At 60.9% G+C, this 14266-nt stretch carries 14 protein-coding genes and 1 pseudogene; 8 read left to right on the top strand and 7 right to left on the bottom strand.

The annotated features are described in order from the left end of the window. Positions 1 to 8: 8 nt before the first annotated feature. Complete coding sequence (locus AC1DX4_RS12835; RefSeq protein ID WP_477220661.1) at positions 9 to 947, bottom strand: Lpg1974 family pore-forming outer membrane protein; 939 nt, start codon at positions 945 to 947, stop codon at positions 9 to 11. A 221-nt stretch (positions 948 to 1168) separates the two neighbouring features. Here AC1DX4_RS12835 and AC1DX4_RS12830 point away from each other — a divergent pair, with 221 nt between their 5' ends. After that, positions 1169 to 2371 (top strand): cytochrome P450, encoded by a 1203-nt coding sequence (locus tag AC1DX4_RS12830; RefSeq protein ID WP_477220660.1) that lies wholly within the window; start codon positions 1169 to 1171, stop codon positions 2369 to 2371. Positions 2372 to 2380: 9 nt separating this feature from the next. Here the strand turns inward: AC1DX4_RS12830 and AC1DX4_RS12825 are convergent, their stop codons facing one another. From AC1DX4_RS12825 to AC1DX4_RS12815, 3 genes are read right to left on the bottom strand one after another with little or no spacing between them, the layout of a single operon-like run. Further along, the gene (locus AC1DX4_RS12825; protein WP_477220659.1) at positions 2381 to 3187 is read right to left on the bottom strand and encodes a Stf0 family sulfotransferase; all 807 of its coding nucleotides are present in this window, start codon (positions 3185 to 3187) and stop codon (positions 2381 to 2383) included. Positions 3188 to 3202: 15 nt separating this feature from the next. Continuing rightward, entirely contained in the window at positions 3203 to 4069 is an 867-nt protein-coding gene (locus AC1DX4_RS12820; protein ID WP_477220658.1) for an alpha/beta fold hydrolase, read from the bottom strand. Beyond that, positions 4069 to 4500, bottom strand: a complete 432-nt coding sequence (locus AC1DX4_RS12815; RefSeq protein ID WP_477220657.1) for a hypothetical protein — start codon at positions 4498 to 4500, stop codon at positions 4069 to 4071. The genes AC1DX4_RS12820 and AC1DX4_RS12815 overlap by 1 nt, the downstream gene beginning before the upstream one ends. Before the next feature lie 195 nt (positions 4501 to 4695). On the opposite strand from AC1DX4_RS12815, the gene sseA reads away from it, so the two are divergent. The 4 genes and pseudogenes from sseA (at position 4696) to AC1DX4_RS12795 (ending at position 7470) form a co-directional block, all read left to right on the top strand. Next, the gene (gene sseA, locus AC1DX4_RS12810; RefSeq protein ID WP_477220656.1) at positions 4696 to 5577 is read left to right on the top strand and encodes a 3-mercaptopyruvate sulfurtransferase; all 882 of its coding nucleotides are present in this window, start codon (positions 4696 to 4698) and stop codon (positions 5575 to 5577) included. 5 nt (positions 5578 to 5582) lie between these two features. Beyond that, positions 5583 to 6146 (top strand): GNAT family N-acetyltransferase, encoded by a 564-nt coding sequence (locus AC1DX4_RS12805; RefSeq protein ID WP_477220701.1) that lies wholly within the window; start codon positions 5583 to 5585, stop codon positions 6144 to 6146. A 116-nt stretch (positions 6147 to 6262) separates the two neighbouring features. After that, positions 6263 to 6820: an OmpA family protein gene (locus tag AC1DX4_RS12800; protein WP_477220655.1), complete on the top strand. Its 558-nt coding sequence runs from the start codon at positions 6263 to 6265 to the stop codon at positions 6818 to 6820. Positions 6821 to 7003: 183 nt separating this feature from the next. After that, positions 7004 to 7470 (top strand): annotated as a pseudogene (locus AC1DX4_RS12795) (DUF1203 domain-containing protein). Positions 7471 to 7688: 218 nt separating this feature from the next. On the opposite strand, the gene ald reads toward AC1DX4_RS12795, so the two are convergent. Continuing rightward, positions 7689 to 8804: an alanine dehydrogenase gene (gene ald / locus AC1DX4_RS12790; RefSeq protein WP_477220654.1), complete on the bottom strand. Its 1116-nt coding sequence runs from the start codon at positions 8802 to 8804 to the stop codon at positions 7689 to 7691. Between the two features lie 156 nt (positions 8805 to 8960). Here ald and AC1DX4_RS12785 point away from each other — a divergent pair, with 156 nt between their 5' ends. Then, on the top strand, positions 8961 to 9434 hold the full coding sequence (locus AC1DX4_RS12785) for an Lrp/AsnC family transcriptional regulator (RefSeq protein ID WP_013531467.1): 474 nt from the start codon (positions 8961 to 8963) through the stop codon (positions 9432 to 9434). Here AC1DX4_RS12785 and AC1DX4_RS12780 read toward each other — a convergent pair. Together AC1DX4_RS12780 and AC1DX4_RS12775 are read right to left on the bottom strand one after the other, a co-directional pair. Next, on the bottom strand, positions 9431 to 9841 hold the full coding sequence (locus tag AC1DX4_RS12780; protein ID WP_477220653.1) for a hypothetical protein: 411 nt from the start codon (positions 9839 to 9841) through the stop codon (positions 9431 to 9433). The genes AC1DX4_RS12785 and AC1DX4_RS12780 overlap by 4 nt on opposite strands. 190 nt (positions 9842 to 10031) lie before the next feature. Next, a complete protein-coding gene (locus AC1DX4_RS12775) occupies positions 10032 to 10682 on the bottom strand; it encodes a 5-formyltetrahydrofolate cyclo-ligase (protein WP_477220652.1) in 651 nt (216 codons plus the stop codon). A 164-nt stretch (positions 10683 to 10846) separates the two neighbouring features. On the opposite strand from AC1DX4_RS12775, the gene AC1DX4_RS12770 reads away from it, so the two are divergent. Together AC1DX4_RS12770 and AC1DX4_RS12765 are read left to right on the top strand one after the other, a co-directional pair. Continuing rightward, positions 10847 to 12112, top strand: coding sequence for an NAD(P)/FAD-dependent oxidoreductase (locus AC1DX4_RS12770; RefSeq protein ID WP_477220651.1), 1266 nt, complete (start codon positions 10847 to 10849; stop codon positions 12110 to 12112). Positions 12113 to 12262: 150 nt separating this feature from the next. After that, positions 12263 to 14242: a bifunctional 2',3'-cyclic-nucleotide 2'-phosphodiesterase/3'-nucleotidase gene (locus tag AC1DX4_RS12765; protein WP_477220650.1), complete on the top strand. Its 1980-nt coding sequence runs from the start codon at positions 12263 to 12265 to the stop codon at positions 14240 to 14242. The last annotated feature ends 24 nt before the right edge of the window (positions 14243 to 14266 follow it).

The following is a 14266-nucleotide window of genomic DNA, read 5'->3' as shown; positions in this document are numbered from 1 at the left end:
CGGCTGGGCTACATCTTGACTTCGAGGCGCAGGAACGGCCCGTTGAACGTTTGGCTGCTTTTTTCGGAGAACTCAAGCAGGTTGTGCCACTGCTCGACCCGGTAGCCCGCAGTGAACGTCGTGTTGTCCCACGGCCTGAAGGTCACGCCACCGGAAAGGTCGATATTCGTTACAACCTCGCTGGAATGCTGGCTAATGCTGGCACTCTGAGTTTGATCGACCGGATCGCCGGGGGCTGGGGTCGGATCGTGCTCGGTTGCGGTGAAGCTGAGCTTGTCAGTCCGGCGGCCCCACATGGCCGAGCCAGAAACCGCCCCTGTCAGACCCCATGTCTCACCCAACGGATAATAGACTTCAGCCCCGACGCGCGGGCCGATGCCGTAGAATTCGGACGAACCAAGCTTGTCGACGCTGCCAGCCTTATCCGTCGCCGGATCAGTCGGCGTAATGCCCTCGTGGAGATCCAGCTTTTCTTTCGAGTGCAGCAAGCGCAGGCCGCCGAAGAAGCGGATATCGGCGCTTTGTGCCTGGACGTGCTTGCCGATGTCGAAGTCCAGCGTCTGGAAATTGTAGCTGTTGCCGAACGACAGGTCGACGGCACCGCTACCTGTTGGGACATTAAAACTGAAGTCGTTGTCCTGTCCGGCATGGATGGCGCCAGCAAGCCGCCAGTCGACATCCGGAGAAATCGCTTTGGTCAGAGCGACCGACCCATAGAGATCACCAAAGCCGTTGTTTTCACCCAATTTGTCGGTGGTGTCACCAAGCTTGTCGACGTTGGACTGATAGACTGCGCCTTCGAAGGCAATCTTGATGCGGGAATCGACCACTGCCGGATCGATCACCTGCGCATCGGCGGCATGGGCCGCAACCACACCAACAGATGTCACCGAAGCAGCAGACGCCGCAACAGTAGCAAGAAGCTTGCTTGAAACGTAATTTCGCATTTTTTCCCCGCCTGGAATCGAACTGAATAGGTATTAGCCCACTCGCACATTACCGCAGCGGTACCTGACGAGATAGCTGTTATAATAATTTGCCCGGGCAGTGTTACGTCTTTGCCACAGACGGCTTTTTATCCCTGCGAATCAAATAAGATAGCGGCGGGTTTTGTAGTCGAAATATCAGCGCGACGCCTTGTGGCGTTCGGGGTTGCCGAGGAGCATTGATGGACAGTCAGACGCAAATCGAAAGCGTTCTCAACAACCTTGTCTATGCGCTTTTTGCCCAAAGCGGGCAGATGGAAACGAATAGAAAGACTGGCAACCTCGGCAACATGATTGTCTTCGACAATCCGGAAGCCGTAGACACCATCGTCAAGGCGCCGGAGCTCTTCCGCAAGAACTTCTCGCTGATTTCGGCACTCGGTTTCAGCCGCTTCAACACCAATGGTGAGGATTGGTCGGTTCGGCGTGCCATCACCCAGGACACCTACCTGGCGGCAGCCAGGCCGGCGCAGCAGCGTCCCATGGCGGAACTCTACGCCGCCGCCCTTACCGGGAGTGACGCAACGCTGCCTGCCATCCAGCAAGCTTTGTTCTCGGCATCGATGACGATATTTTACCGTGCTTTCGGCCTGGTTCCCGACATGGCAGCGACGCTCTTGCTGCTCGACAGGGTCCGCGACGTGCTGAGGCGCCTCCAATATTATTCCTGGGTGTCGCCGACAAGCGCCGAGCGCGCGAATGTTATTCAGGACGCCCGCGCGGTGGTTGCCGAGTTCACATCGCTGCTGATGGCGGACCCACGGGCGGCGGCCGAGATGGACCGCTTCAGGGATCTGGCTTCCGACCTGGAGGGCTTCTCGCCGGTAGAGGAGTTCGTCATGAACTTCTTCGCTGGCGTCGAGACGACGGTGACCACCGCGCTTTGGGTGATCGACCGGCTGGGGGCCAACCAGCCGGTGCAGGAGCGTATCCATGCGGAGGTTCTCTCGGGCGAGGCGCAAACGCCGTACACCGACTGCATGATCAACGAGACGTTGCGTTATTTCCCTCCGATACCGTTCCTGACCCGGGAAGTCGGCGCCGATACGGTTCTCGACGGCCAGAAGCTCCATGCCGGGCAACTGATCATGGTATCGATCGTCGGCGTGCACCAGAATCCGGCCTTCTGGTCAAACCCGCGTGTCTTCGACGCCAGCCGGAAGGAATTCCTCGAGAACAGCTTTGATCGACGGGCCTTTATTCCCTTCCTTACCGGACCGCGCATGTGTGGTGGCGCGCGTCTCGGTCGGCTGGAAGTCAGGGAGGCGGTCCTGGCTATTGTGCGCCAGTTCGCTTTCAGCCGGGCCGACGATGTGATCCGGTTCGACTACGCGCTGGCGTTGCGCCCGGCGCAGGGGTCTTCGGTCGGTGTTTCGCGTCGATGAAACGCCAGGTCAGGTATGGTCCTGCCAAAACCGCCTGACATAGTCCCCAAATTGTCTTTTTATCATGGTCTTGAGCTCGGCATCATGCGCATAGCGCGTGCTTGCCGAGATGGCTTTTGATTTCAGCTCGAAGCCAGAGAACCAGTTGCTCATTGTGGCGGAAGCGTTTTCCTGCTGGTTCGCGATAAAGTCCTCATAGCAGACCTCCGCCACTCTGCGCCGATCAAGCGTGTTCAGGTAATTTTTCCACCTGATCTCGCTGTCGAGAATGTACTGGGCGGTATCCCTGACCACCCTTTCGGTCAAAATTGTCACCGTGGGAATTCCAGGCAGCGTCGCCTGGCTGTCGAACGGTTGGCCCGTATGCAGCATCGAGAGCAGGCTTATGGTCTGATCGACCTTGTTTCTCCTGGAGAGGAAGACATAGAACGAGTTGCCGTCGTCATCGCCGATCGAACTGCGCGCGAATGGCAGGTTTTCAAAGAAGATCTTGGCGGCAAATACGCCGTTCTCAGTCCTTTTTGCCAGGAGACAGCGACCATAGGCGGACGCCTGCTGATTGAGTTTTTCAAGGTCAATGGTGTCGTCTGCCGACCACCGTCTCATCAGCGGCAACGCATATTGCCACTGAAAATACTCCGTGGGTATTCCGAAGCCGAACTGCTGCAGGACCTGACAATAGGAATGCCCAGCCGTTCGCGGAGTCGTGCAAATCAGGATTTTGGCTGGGCTTTCGGTAGAGCTTCGGCGATCATGGGTCGCGGCGATATAGTCACTGTACAGATCGTCGAAATGCATTTCCGGAACCAACCCCACCACGACATCCAGTTTTCAGGTAGCAGACAGGAACCCCAGGATGAGCAGAGCCTGGTCCAGTGTCATGAGTGATGGCGGATCGCCGGCATCGAGGTTGTCGACAAGCCACAGATCAGGCCGTGCCAGCCGTGTGCGCTCGATAGCCTGCCGGTCAATGACCTGACTGTCGCGGCCGTACATCAGCAGGATGCGGGCGTCGATCTTGGCGGCGATTGGGAAAAGATCGTATTCGCGGCCGGCCAGGGCGCCGAAATTTCCCGTCGTGGCAGGGTCATAGGCAAGCCGGAAGCCATCGGGGCCGGCGGCGATCCTGTTCTCGACATAGCGGTTGAACACGGCGTCCTCGACCGGGCCCATGGCAGCTCTGGTGCCGCTTAGATAGTCCTTGGCCGCCGCGCGGGTTTCGAACGCAAGCGTACTTTCTCCGAGGACTTCGTCTCTCATCGCGTCGACCTTCGGCCCGCCGAGCATGGGGACGTCGTTGAGAATGATTCGAGTGGCCTTGGAGCGGGTCATCTGCAGAAACAGCAGCAAAATCGTGCCGCCCCAAGACGTGCCGATAAAGTGGTTCTCCGTACCGGCGAACTCGCCGAGCGCGCGCAGGCATTTGGAGTAGACATTGATGTCGTAGCCCGACCCCAGATAGGCGCTGCGCCCGCGCCCCAACAGATCGGGACAGATAACCAGGAAGCCATTGCGGCACAGGAAGGTGGCGAGATAATCGAAGTCGGCTCCATTGCCGGTGAAGCCGTGCAGGCAGAACACCGTTGCGCGCGGCGTGCCGGCCGGCCGCCAGATGCGCACGAACATCGCGGCATAGCGGTCATCCAGCCGGATGAGGATCTCTTGCGTCAGTGCCTCGGCGGGCGCGACCGTATCCATCAGGCGTCGCGCTTGCGGACGGCACGCTTGACCGAGCCGCGGTTATCGATGAAGTCGCGCTTCCAGAATACCGACTTGTCCAGGTTGATGCGCTTGGCTTCCTTGATCATCGGCAGGATGTGGGACGAAGACCGTGTCGCCAGTACCGTCACCGCAGTGGCGTCGCCGCCGGGGAAGGGGTTGAGCGGCCCGCCATTCGTCGCCCAGGCCTCGGCTATCTCGCGGCTGGTCTGGATCCAGCCGACGTAAGCAACGATGGAGTCGTCGATCGAGCCGATCATATGGGTCTGCTGATCCAGCTGGTAGCGCAGTGTCTTCACCATCAGGCCGAATTCGTAGCCGTCAAAAGGCGGATAATGCGCGATGAAGTTGCAAACAAGCCCAAGCGAAACCGGATTGCTGGGAATACGCGAAAACAGAAGATTGCTCATGCCGAGATTGTTGACCCCGCCCACCCCAGATCATAACGATCAATCCGTACTCGCCACGAAACACGAAAACAATCGGAATTAGCGGACCGCCGCGGCTGGCCGCGCCGCGTATTCAAAGCGAATGTCGTGCGCTCTGAACGCATTCGAATTGCCAAGCCAAACAAAATTTTGCGAAGACGAAGCAGGAGATCAAGAATGGCCCAGGACAGCCCTTTCACAGTCGACGCGGATTGGCTGCAGACGCGCCTCGGCGAGCCGGGCCTGACGATCATTGACACGTCCTGGTATCTCCCGGCACAAAAACGCAACGCGCGTGCGGAATATGAGGCGGCGCATATTCCGGGCGCCCGATTCCTGGATCAGGACGCGGTTTCGGATCCCGAGGCCGCTTTGCCGCACACGCTGCCATCACCTCAGCATTTTGCCCGATATGTCGGCGCGATGGGTGTTTCGGCCGACGACACCATCGTCGTTTATGACGGTCCGGGGTTCTTCTCGGCGCCCCGGGCATGGTGGATGTTCCGCATCATGGGCGTTTTCCAGACCTATATTCTGGATGGCGGCTTCGACGGCTGGAAAGCGGCCGGCCGGCCGGTAACGGCCGAGCCGACGAAGATCGCGCCGAGCGTGTTCCATGCCGATTTCGACGCCGGTCGCGTCGCCAGCTTGGCCGACATGCGCCGGATCGTCGAGACCAGCGCCAGCCAGATTGCCGATGCCCGTGGACCCGGCCGCTTCACCGGTGCCGAGCCCGAGCCCCGTGCGGGCATCCGCTCCGGCCATATGCCGGGCGCGCGCAATGTGCCTTATTCCGCGCTGTCGGAAAACGGCATGCTGTTGTCGAAGGACCGTTTGCGGAGGGTGATCGAGGAGGCCGGCATTGACCTGTCGAAGCCCGTCGTCACATCTTGCGGCTCAGGGGTCACCGCAGCGGTGATCACTCTGGCGCTGGAGACGCTTGGCCACACTGACAACAGGCTCTATGACGGCTCATGGACCGAGTGGGGCGGGCTCTCCGACACGCCCGTCGTGACTGGCCCAGCGAAGACCGGCCCCAATACGACCGGCAAGGAATGAAGACGATGGAAAACGGCGTGCTGCAGGACATTGAAGTCACGGTGACTTTTCTCGAAATGCATGCCCCTCCTGCCGTCTCGCCGCCAGTGCCCTACAATCGCCAGGTCGCGCTGCTGAAAACCAGGGAAATTCCCTTGCATTTCTACCGCTATTTGATGGACCGGGTCGGGCGCAAATGGCATTGGGTAAATGTTCTCAGGCTGAATGACGACGAGCTTTCAGCCGGCATCCACCGTGAGGATCGCGACATCAGGGTGCTCTATCTCGACGGCGCGCCCGCCGGCTTCTTCGATCTCAAGCCGCATCTGCCTGATGAAGTCGAGCTCGCCTATTTCGGCATGATGGAACATGCCACCGGGCAAGGCATTGGCCGCTGGTTCCTGGGTTCGGCGATTTCAGCCGCCTGGTCGCACGGGCCGAAAAGGGTGACGGTGCAGACCTGCACGCTTGACCATCCGGCGGCTCTGCCGCTCTACCAGAAGCTCGGTTTCAAACCGGTCGCGCAGAAGAAAGAGGTCGTGCATCCGCTGGCTTTCGCCGAGCGCTCGGCCAGCGTCATGCGGCCCTGATTTCAGCCGGAATCCGACACCAGCGCGAACCTGAACCACTCGTTCATCGGCGCTTCAGCCTGCCTTTGGCATGTTGCCGGCATCATCAATGCGGCAGAGGCCGAAGGAGAAAAGACATGCTGACACGCCGTACCCTTGCCGCCGCGCTGATTGCAGCGATTGCCATGCCGAGTCTTGCCGCCGCCCAGGCGACGACGCCTTCGGCCGCGACGATCGAGCGCAAGCTCGAAGCCGCACCCCGGGTGAAGTTGCGGCCGAATGAGCGCGTCACCATCCGAGAATTCAAGCGCCGGCCCGATCTGCGCCGCATGGCGCGCTCGATCGACATCCAGTCGATCAATTTCGCCTTCGGCTCGGCCGCCATTTCCAATTCGCAGTACGACAAGATCGAGACCATCGCCGATGCACTACAACGCATCCTGCGTCGCGATCGCGGTGCTCGTGTGCTGATCGAGGGGCATACCGATGCCGTCGGCTCCTTCCAGTCGAACCAGATCCTGTCCGAACAGCGCGCCGCCTCGTTGAAGCGCACGCTGGTGCGTGAATTCGGCGTACCCGGCTATGCCTTGGAGACGGTGGGTTACGGCGAGGAGTTCCTCCTAGTGCCGACGCAGAACGAAAACTGGCAGAATCGCCGGGTGACACTGCGGCGCTTTGACGACTTCATCCGCTGATTTGGGGCTCGGCCGGTATTTTATTAGCCGGCTTATTTCACTGAGTTGGCGCTGCTGATTTTATCTATATGAGGGACTGACCGCCGACATCGGATCGGTCCCTCGATCCCCTTGGCAGGAATCGGGTGGGAGGCATTGGCCTGTGCACGTAATTTCCGGTCGACAACACCGGAGGTTTTCACGATGTCCATTCAGTTCAAGGCGCTTCCCACCGAACATGTCAGAGCCCTGCAGCGTGGCGGATCCGATGCTTACGGCCACACGCCCGAGCGGAAGATCTCTGACGGCGACGGCATGCCTTGCCGGCATTGTCTGAGGAACATCGCAGACGGCGATGCCTACCTCATTCTCGCCTATCGGCCGTTCCCGAACCTTCAGCCCTATGCCGAAACCGGGCCGATCTTCCTGCATGCCGAAGAATGTGAGCGCGCCGCGAGGCCGAGGCGCTTCCCGAAATTCTTGAAAGCCCGGACTATATTGTGCGCGGCTATGGCGGGGATGACCGCATCGTCTATGGCAGCGGCGGGGTCATCCCGACCAAGGCAATTGCAGCGCGGGCCGAGACGCTGTTCGAACGTGACGACATCGCCTACGTGCATGTCCGCTCGGCGCGCAACAACTGCTACCAGTGCCGGATTGAACGGGCCTGAACCGCAAGGGATTGCGGTCAGGGAGCCTGTCGTACTCCCGTCGCATAGATGCGGTAGAAAGCGAGTGTCGATCGATTGGCCGACCGCGGATGAACCGGCGGCAATCTCGATATCGAGGAAGCGGGGCTTTGGCTCCGCTTTTTTGTTGCCTGTGCTTAGGCAAGAAAAAACCCGCCGGCATGGCCGGCGGGCTGACGGGAGAAAGAATCCAGACGAAATCAGGCGGCCAGAACAGCTTTCGGCTCGACCAGTTCGTAGCCGAGCGCATCTGCAACCGCCCGGTTGGTGATCTTGCCCTTGTGGACATTGAGGCCATTGCGCAAATGATGGTCGTCGATCAGCGCCTTGAGGCCCTTGTCGGCGAGCTGCAGGCCGTAGTGCAGCGTCGCATTGTTGAGGGCGTGGGCCGAGGTGACGGGCACGGCGCCTGGCATATTGGCGACGCAATAGTGGATAACGCCATCGACCTCGTAGGTCGGCTCGGCGTGAGTCGTCGCATGCGAGGTCTCGAAGCAGCCACCCTGGTCGATGGCGACGTCGACCAGCACCGAGCCTTTCTTCATGCCCGACAGCATCTCGCGACTGACGAGCTTGGGTGCCGCGGCGCCCGGGATCAGCACGGCGCCGACGACGATGTCGGCCGAGAAGCATTCTTCCTCAAGCGCCTCGACGGTCGAATAGCGGGTGTGGACACGGCCGGCGAACAAGTCGTCGAGCTGGCGCAGGCGCGGGATCGAGCGGTCGATGATGGTGACGTCGGCGCCAAGACCGGCGGCCATGCGGGCCGCGTGCAGACCAACGACGCCGCCACCGAGCACGGTGACCTTGCCGGGCAGCACGCCGGGCACGCCGCCGAGCAGCACGCCACGGCCGCCATTGGCCTTCTGCAGCGCCGTGGCGCCGGCCTGGATCGACAGCCGGCCGGCGACTTCCGACATCGGCGCCAGCAGCGGCAGGCCGCCGCGATCGTCGGTCACGGTCTCGTAGGCGATCGCGGTCACGCCCGAAGCGAGCAGGCCCTTGGTCTGTTCCGGATCCGGAGCCAGGTGAAGATAGGTGTACAGGATCTGGCCGTCACGCAGCTGCACCCACTCATTGGGCTGCGGCTCCTTGACCTTGACGATCATGTCCGACTTGGCGAACACGTCGGCGGCGGTCTTGGCGATGGTGGCGCCGGCGGCACGATAGGCGTTGTCATCGGCGCCGATGCCGGCGCCGGCGCCGGTCTCGACCAGCACTTCGTGGCCGTGCGCCACATATTCGCGGACCGCGCCTGGCGTAAGGCCGACGCGATATTCGTGGTTCTTGATTTCCTTGGGGCAACCGACGCGCATTGTCTTCTCCTGATCCGGGCCCTTTGGGCTCACTCCCTGTATTGGTGAAGTGAACCATGAATCGGCTCGCAAGTGTTTGCGAATGCGCTTGCGCGGACGGGCAGGTTTCGATAATTGTTGCGCGAAATAGCAAGATATTCGCAGGATTCACGAAAAATGCCGCTCGACAGGATCGATATCGCCATTCTCGAGGCTTTGCAGAAAGATGGCAGGATACCCAATGCGGCACTCGCCGAGAAGGTCGGCCTGTCGCAGTCGGCCTGTTCGCGCCGGCTCGACAATCTCGAGAAATCCGGAACCATTCGCGGCTACCACGCCCGGCTGTCGAATGCGGCACTCGGTCATCAGATGACGGCGATCGTCCATATATCGCTGTCGGGCCAGTTCGAGAAAACGCTGTCGGATTTCGAGGCGGCGATCAAGCGCTGCCCCAACGTGCTGTCCTGCCACCTGATGTCGGGCGAATACGACTACATCCTGCGCATCGCGGCCAAGGATCTCGTCGACTATGAGCGCATCCACAAGGAATGGCTGTCGGCGATGCCGCATGTGACGAAGATCAACTCGTCATTCGCCTTGCGTGAGATCGTCGACCGTACGGCGATGGGCATGAAGCCGGAAATGGCTTAGCGCCAAAGGCACACCCGGACGTCCTTGCCTATATAGCATGCGCCTTCGCGGCGAAGTGCTTCCCAACGTTCATCACCGTGCGTTTCGTCGATTTCGGAGTTGCTGTAGCCGGCCCAAACATCACCGTCCTTATAGACATCTGCCCAGTAATCCCGGGACATTTCACCGGCCCCACTATGCGTATCAGGATAGTCGATACCTGCAAAAACCTGCCGAGGCCCCTGGATATTAAAATCGCCACCCGCCTCGATTTGATAGGAGCATCTTCCGGATATGCGGGTCTGACCGCTGACAACAAGCAGGCAACGGCCCCATTTGTAATCGCTCGGCAAACGATGTGGTTTCGCATGCGCAGGCGACAAGGAAAACGCGATGGCGAGGGCAGCTACTGCAGTTCGTCCGATCATCTTTTCACCCGTTGTGAAACAGCCAGTCTAAGAGCGACCGTTGGATCCACCGAAAGCGCATGTCGAAACGGTCCGCCGCAGGATAGTCCGCTTGAAGGTCAGATTATTTATCGACCAAGTCGGATTTTTGTCACGTGACATCTGCGCTGCCGCTCGGCGGAAGTATGGATAATTTTCCGGAAACAGGCTCTCAGGCCTCGGTGACGACCAGATCCATCGGAATGTCATGCGGCTGCGGGTAAATGGTGGCGATGCGCTGCAGTTCGTAGCCGACGCCTATGACCAGCGGCTTGAACGGCATGGCGGCCAGCGTGCGGTCGAAGAAGCCGCCGCCATAGCCCAAGCGATAGTTTGCCGGATCAATGCCGACGATCGGCGAGATGACGATGTCGGGCAGCACCGGATCGCCCTCGGCCGGGATCGGGATATTCCAGATGCCTTTTTCCAGCCGGTCGCCGGATTTGTAGGCTCGGAAGATCAGCGGTTGCCCTTTCTCGACGACGATAGGCAGCGCCGTGCGGCCGCCGCGCTCATTGACGGACGCCATCCATGGCCGCAAATCCGGCTCGCCGCGAAACGGCCAATAAAGACTGACCATGCGGCCGCCGATCTCGCCGATGATCGCGTCGAGGCCCTCAGCAATGCGCTGCGACATCACCGTTCGCGCGTCGGCTGAAACGGCGAGGCGAGCCGCGATCAGGCGTTCGCGCTCGGCCTTGCGCCAGCGCCGGACATCAGTCCAGTCGGATAGCGGCGCCCGGAATTCCGGATCGAGTTCATGCATGAAGCAGGGCGGCGAGGAATACTGCGCCGGACCCTGGTCGTCATGATCGTTGGCCATGCTTTACCTCATAAGCGTGTTCGATAACGCTATACCTCGCGACACGATACATCTTGTGCGTTCACGACATAAGACGACGAGTCCCGGGCACTGTCCTTCTGTTGCTGCATTGCACAAAAATACCTACATCCAGGATAGGCAATCTTACCGCTGGGGTGAATGAGATGAATGAAGCCAGCCATCATGTCGTCGTTGTCGGCGCGGGGTTCGGCGGCTTCGAACTCACCCGCGGGCTGTCAGGCGCTCCGGTGCGCATCACCATGATCGACAAGCGCAACCATCATCTTTTCCAGCCGCTGCTCTACCAGGTGGCGACGACCGCGCTGGCAACCTCCGAAATTGCCTGGCCGATCCGCCATCTCCTGCGCCAGCGCAAGGATGTGACGACGCTGCTGGCCAACGTCATCGGCGTCGACCGCGCCGGCAAACGCGTATTGCTCGACGACGGCAGCGCCGTTGCCTACGACACGCTGGTGCTCGCCACCGGCGCACGCCATGCCTATTTCGGCCACGACGAGTGGGAGCCTTTCGCGCCAGGTCTGAAGACGCTGGAGGACGCCACCACCATCCGGCGGCGCATTCTCCTGGCCTTCGAGCAGGCGGAGCGGGAAACCGATCCCGCCAAGCGCCAGGCGTTGCTGACCATTGCGATCGTCGGCGGCGGGCCGACTGGCGTGGAACTGGCCGGCACCATCGTCGAACTGGCGCACGACACGCTGCGCGGCGAGTTCCGCAACATCGATACGCGGCAAACGCGCGTGGTGCTGATCGAGGCCGGTGACCGCGTCCTTGCCAATTTCGCGCCAAAACTCTCCGATTATGCCAACAAGGCGCTTGAGCGGCTCGGCGTGACGGTCGAACTCGGCCGCGCCGTCACGCGCTGCGATGCCGAAGGCGTCGTCTTTGGCGACAAGCAATTGGCGGCCAAGACAATCCTGTGGGCTGCCGGTGTTGCCGCTTCGCCCGCCGCCGAATGGCTGGGAGCGAAGGCAGACCGCGCGGGCAGGGTGCTCGTCGAGCCTGACCTCAGCGTGCCCGGCAGTCCGGAGATTTTTGTCATCGGCGACGCCGCCCTTGTGCTGCTGTCCGATGGACGGCCGGTCCCTGGCGTGGCGCCTTCCGCCAAGCAGGAGGGCCGACATGTCGCGGCGACCATCAAGGCCAGGCTCGGCGGCGACAACACCGCGCGGCCGTTTCACTACAAGCATGCCGGCGACTTGGCGACGATCGGCAAACGCGCCGCTGCGATCGACTTCGGCTGGATCAAGCTGACGGGTTGGCTCGCCTGGTGGCTCTGGGGCATCGCGCACATCTATTTTCTGATCGGCTTCCGCAACCGGCTTGCGGTTTCCCTGAGCTGGCTATGGATCTACGTCACAGGCCAGCGCAGCGCCCGGCTGATCACCCAGGGCGACGACGACAAGACCTGACTTTTCTTCACTGTCGCATTCATCCGCGCGTCATCTGTCGCTGATCGACTGATGTCCGGATGCGCGCGACTTCTTGAGTGGACTTGAGCCGATTTCAGCGCCAAGTTCGCTTCGGGGCAGGGCGTGTCACGTTGTCTATGAGGAGAAAACATGTCGCAACTGCTCCATCCAGTCTCCCGCCGCGGTTTTCTTGCGGGTGCCGCAGCCACAGGGGCGCTGATCGTGCTTCATCCCTTCTCCGCCCGTGCGCAAGCCAACCAGGCGCATCTTCGCATCATGGAAACCACCGACATCCATGTGAATGTGCTGCCTTATGATTACTACGCCGACAAAGCCAACGACACGATGGGCCTGTCGCGCACGGCGTCGCTGATCGACGCGGTGCGCAAGGAAGCCGTCAATTCGATGCTGATCGACAATGGCGACCTGCTGCAGGGCAACCCGATGGGCGACTACATCGCCTACGAGAAGGGCCTGAAGGATGGCGATGTGCATCCGATCATGAAGGGCATGAACCTGCTCGGCTACGAGTGCTCGACGCTCGGCAACCATGAGTTCAACTACGGCCTGTCCTTCCTGGACAAGGCGCTGGCCGGCGCCAATTTTCCGTTCGTCTGCGCCAATCTGATCCGCGGTACCGAGCTCGCCGCCAACCCGCGCGACGACAAGCTCTATCTCAAGCCCTATGTGATCCTCGACAGGAAGATCAAGGACGGTTCGGGCGCCGAGCAGCCGATCAGGATCGGCATCATCGGTTTCGTGCCGCCGCAGATCATGGTCTGGGACCTCAAGAACCTCGAGGGCAACGTCAAGACGCGCGACATCGTCGAGGCGGCCAAGGCCTGGGTGCCGCAGATGAAGGAGGAGGGCGCCGACATCGTTATCGCGCTCTCGCATTCCGGCATCGACGTCAAGCAGGGCGACATGATGGAGAACGCCTCGTTCTTCGTCGCCGGCGTTCCCGGCATCGATGCCGTGTTCACCGGCCACCAGCATCTGGTGTTCCCCGGCAAGAAGGATTTCCAGTCGCTCGAGGGCGTCGACACGCAAAAAGGCACGCTGCAGGGCAAGCCCGCCGTCATGGGCGGCTTCTGGGGTTCGCATATGGGTCTGATCGACCTGATGCTGGAGCGCGACGGGTCGAAATGGAAGGTCGTTTCCGCGACCTCCGAGGCGCGGCCGATCTTCGAGCGCGTCGACAACAAGAACAAGCCGACTGTTCCCGACGACAAGCGCATCATCGCCGCCCTCGAGCAGGACCACCAGGCGACCCTGGCCTATGTGCGCCGTCCTGTCGGCAAGACTTCGGCGCCGCTCTATTCCTATTTCTCGCTGGTTGCCGACGATCCGTCGGTGCAGGTCGTCAGCCAGGCGCAGACCTGGTACTTGAAGGACATTCTCAAGAGCACGCAGTGGAAGGATGTGCCGCTGCTGTCGGCCGCCGCTCCCTTCAAGGCCGGTGGACGCAACGGCGCCGACTACTACACCGACGTGCCGGCCGGCGACATCGCCATCAAGAACGTCGCCGACCTCTATCTCTACCCGAACACCGTGCGCGCCGTCGAAATCACCGGTGCGCAAGTCAAGGAATGGCTGGAAATGTCGGCCGGCATCTTCAACAAGATCGAGGTCGGGAAGGCCGACCAGGCGCTCATCAACACCGATTTCCCATCCTACAATTTCGACGTCATCGACGGCGTCACCTACAAGATCGATGTGTCGCAGCCGCCGAAATACGATGCCAAGGGCGGCGTGGCGAATGCCGGCGCCAATCGCATCGTCGACTTGATGTTCGGCGGAAAGCCTATTGATCCCAATCAGAAATTCGTCGTTGCGACCAACAATTACCGGGCCGGCGGCGGCGGCAATTTCCCTGACATCAATGCCTCGAAGATCATTTATGAGGCACCGGACACCAACCGCGACGTCATCGTTCGCTACATCGTCAGCCAGGGCACCATCAACCCGTCCGCCGATGACAACTGGTCGTTCGCGCCGCTGCCGGGCACCAGCGTCGTGTTCGAGACCGGCGTCAAGGCGAAGGACTTCATTGCCGATGTGAAGTCGCTGAAGATCGAACCGGCGGGCGAGGGCGAAGCCGGTTTTGCCAGATACCGCATCCTGCTCTGATACGGCTTCACACTTTCCAGGGTC

This window comes from Mesorhizobium sp. P3_A8, assembly GCF_056402995.1.
This window is presented reverse-complemented; position numbering and strand designations above follow the sequence as displayed.

Coding starts and splice junctions, on each gene's coding strand:
- AC1DX4_RS12765 (WP_477220650.1), top strand. CDS start 12,263: ATGTCGCAACTGCTCCATCCAGTCTCCCGCCGCGGTTTTCTTGCGGGT.
- sseA (WP_477220656.1), top strand. CDS start 4,696: ATGGCCCAGGACAGCCCTTTCACAGTCGACGCGGATTGGCTGCAGACG.
- AC1DX4_RS12830 (WP_477220660.1), top strand. CDS start 1,169: ATGGACAGTCAGACGCAAATCGAAAGCGTTCTCAACAACCTTGTCTAT.
- AC1DX4_RS12770 (WP_477220651.1), top strand. CDS start 10,847: ATGAATGAAGCCAGCCATCATGTCGTCGTTGTCGGCGCGGGGTTCGGC.
- AC1DX4_RS12805 (WP_477220701.1), top strand. CDS start 5,583: ATGGAAAACGGCGTGCTGCAGGACATTGAAGTCACGGTGACTTTTCTC.
- AC1DX4_RS12775 (WP_477220652.1), bottom strand. CDS start 10,682: ATGGCCAACGATCATGACGACCAGGGTCCGGCGCAGTATTCCTCGCCG.
- AC1DX4_RS12835 (WP_477220661.1), bottom strand. CDS start 947: ATGCGAAATTACGTTTCAAGCAAGCTTCTTGCTACTGTTGCGGCGTCT.
- AC1DX4_RS12815 (WP_477220657.1), bottom strand. CDS start 4,500: ATGAGCAATCTTCTGTTTTCGCGTATTCCCAGCAATCCGGTTTCGCTT.
- ald (WP_477220654.1), bottom strand. CDS start 8,804: ATGCGCGTCGGTTGCCCCAAGGAAATCAAGAACCACGAATATCGCGTC.
- AC1DX4_RS12780 (WP_477220653.1), bottom strand. CDS start 9,841: ATGATCGGACGAACTGCAGTAGCTGCCCTCGCCATCGCGTTTTCCTTG.
- AC1DX4_RS12820 (WP_477220658.1), bottom strand. CDS start 4,069: ATGGATACGGTCGCGCCCGCCGAGGCACTGACGCAAGAGATCCTCATC.
- AC1DX4_RS12785 (WP_013531467.1), top strand. CDS start 8,961: ATGCCGCTCGACAGGATCGATATCGCCATTCTCGAGGCTTTGCAGAAA.
- AC1DX4_RS12800 (WP_477220655.1), top strand. CDS start 6,263: ATGCTGACACGCCGTACCCTTGCCGCCGCGCTGATTGCAGCGATTGCC.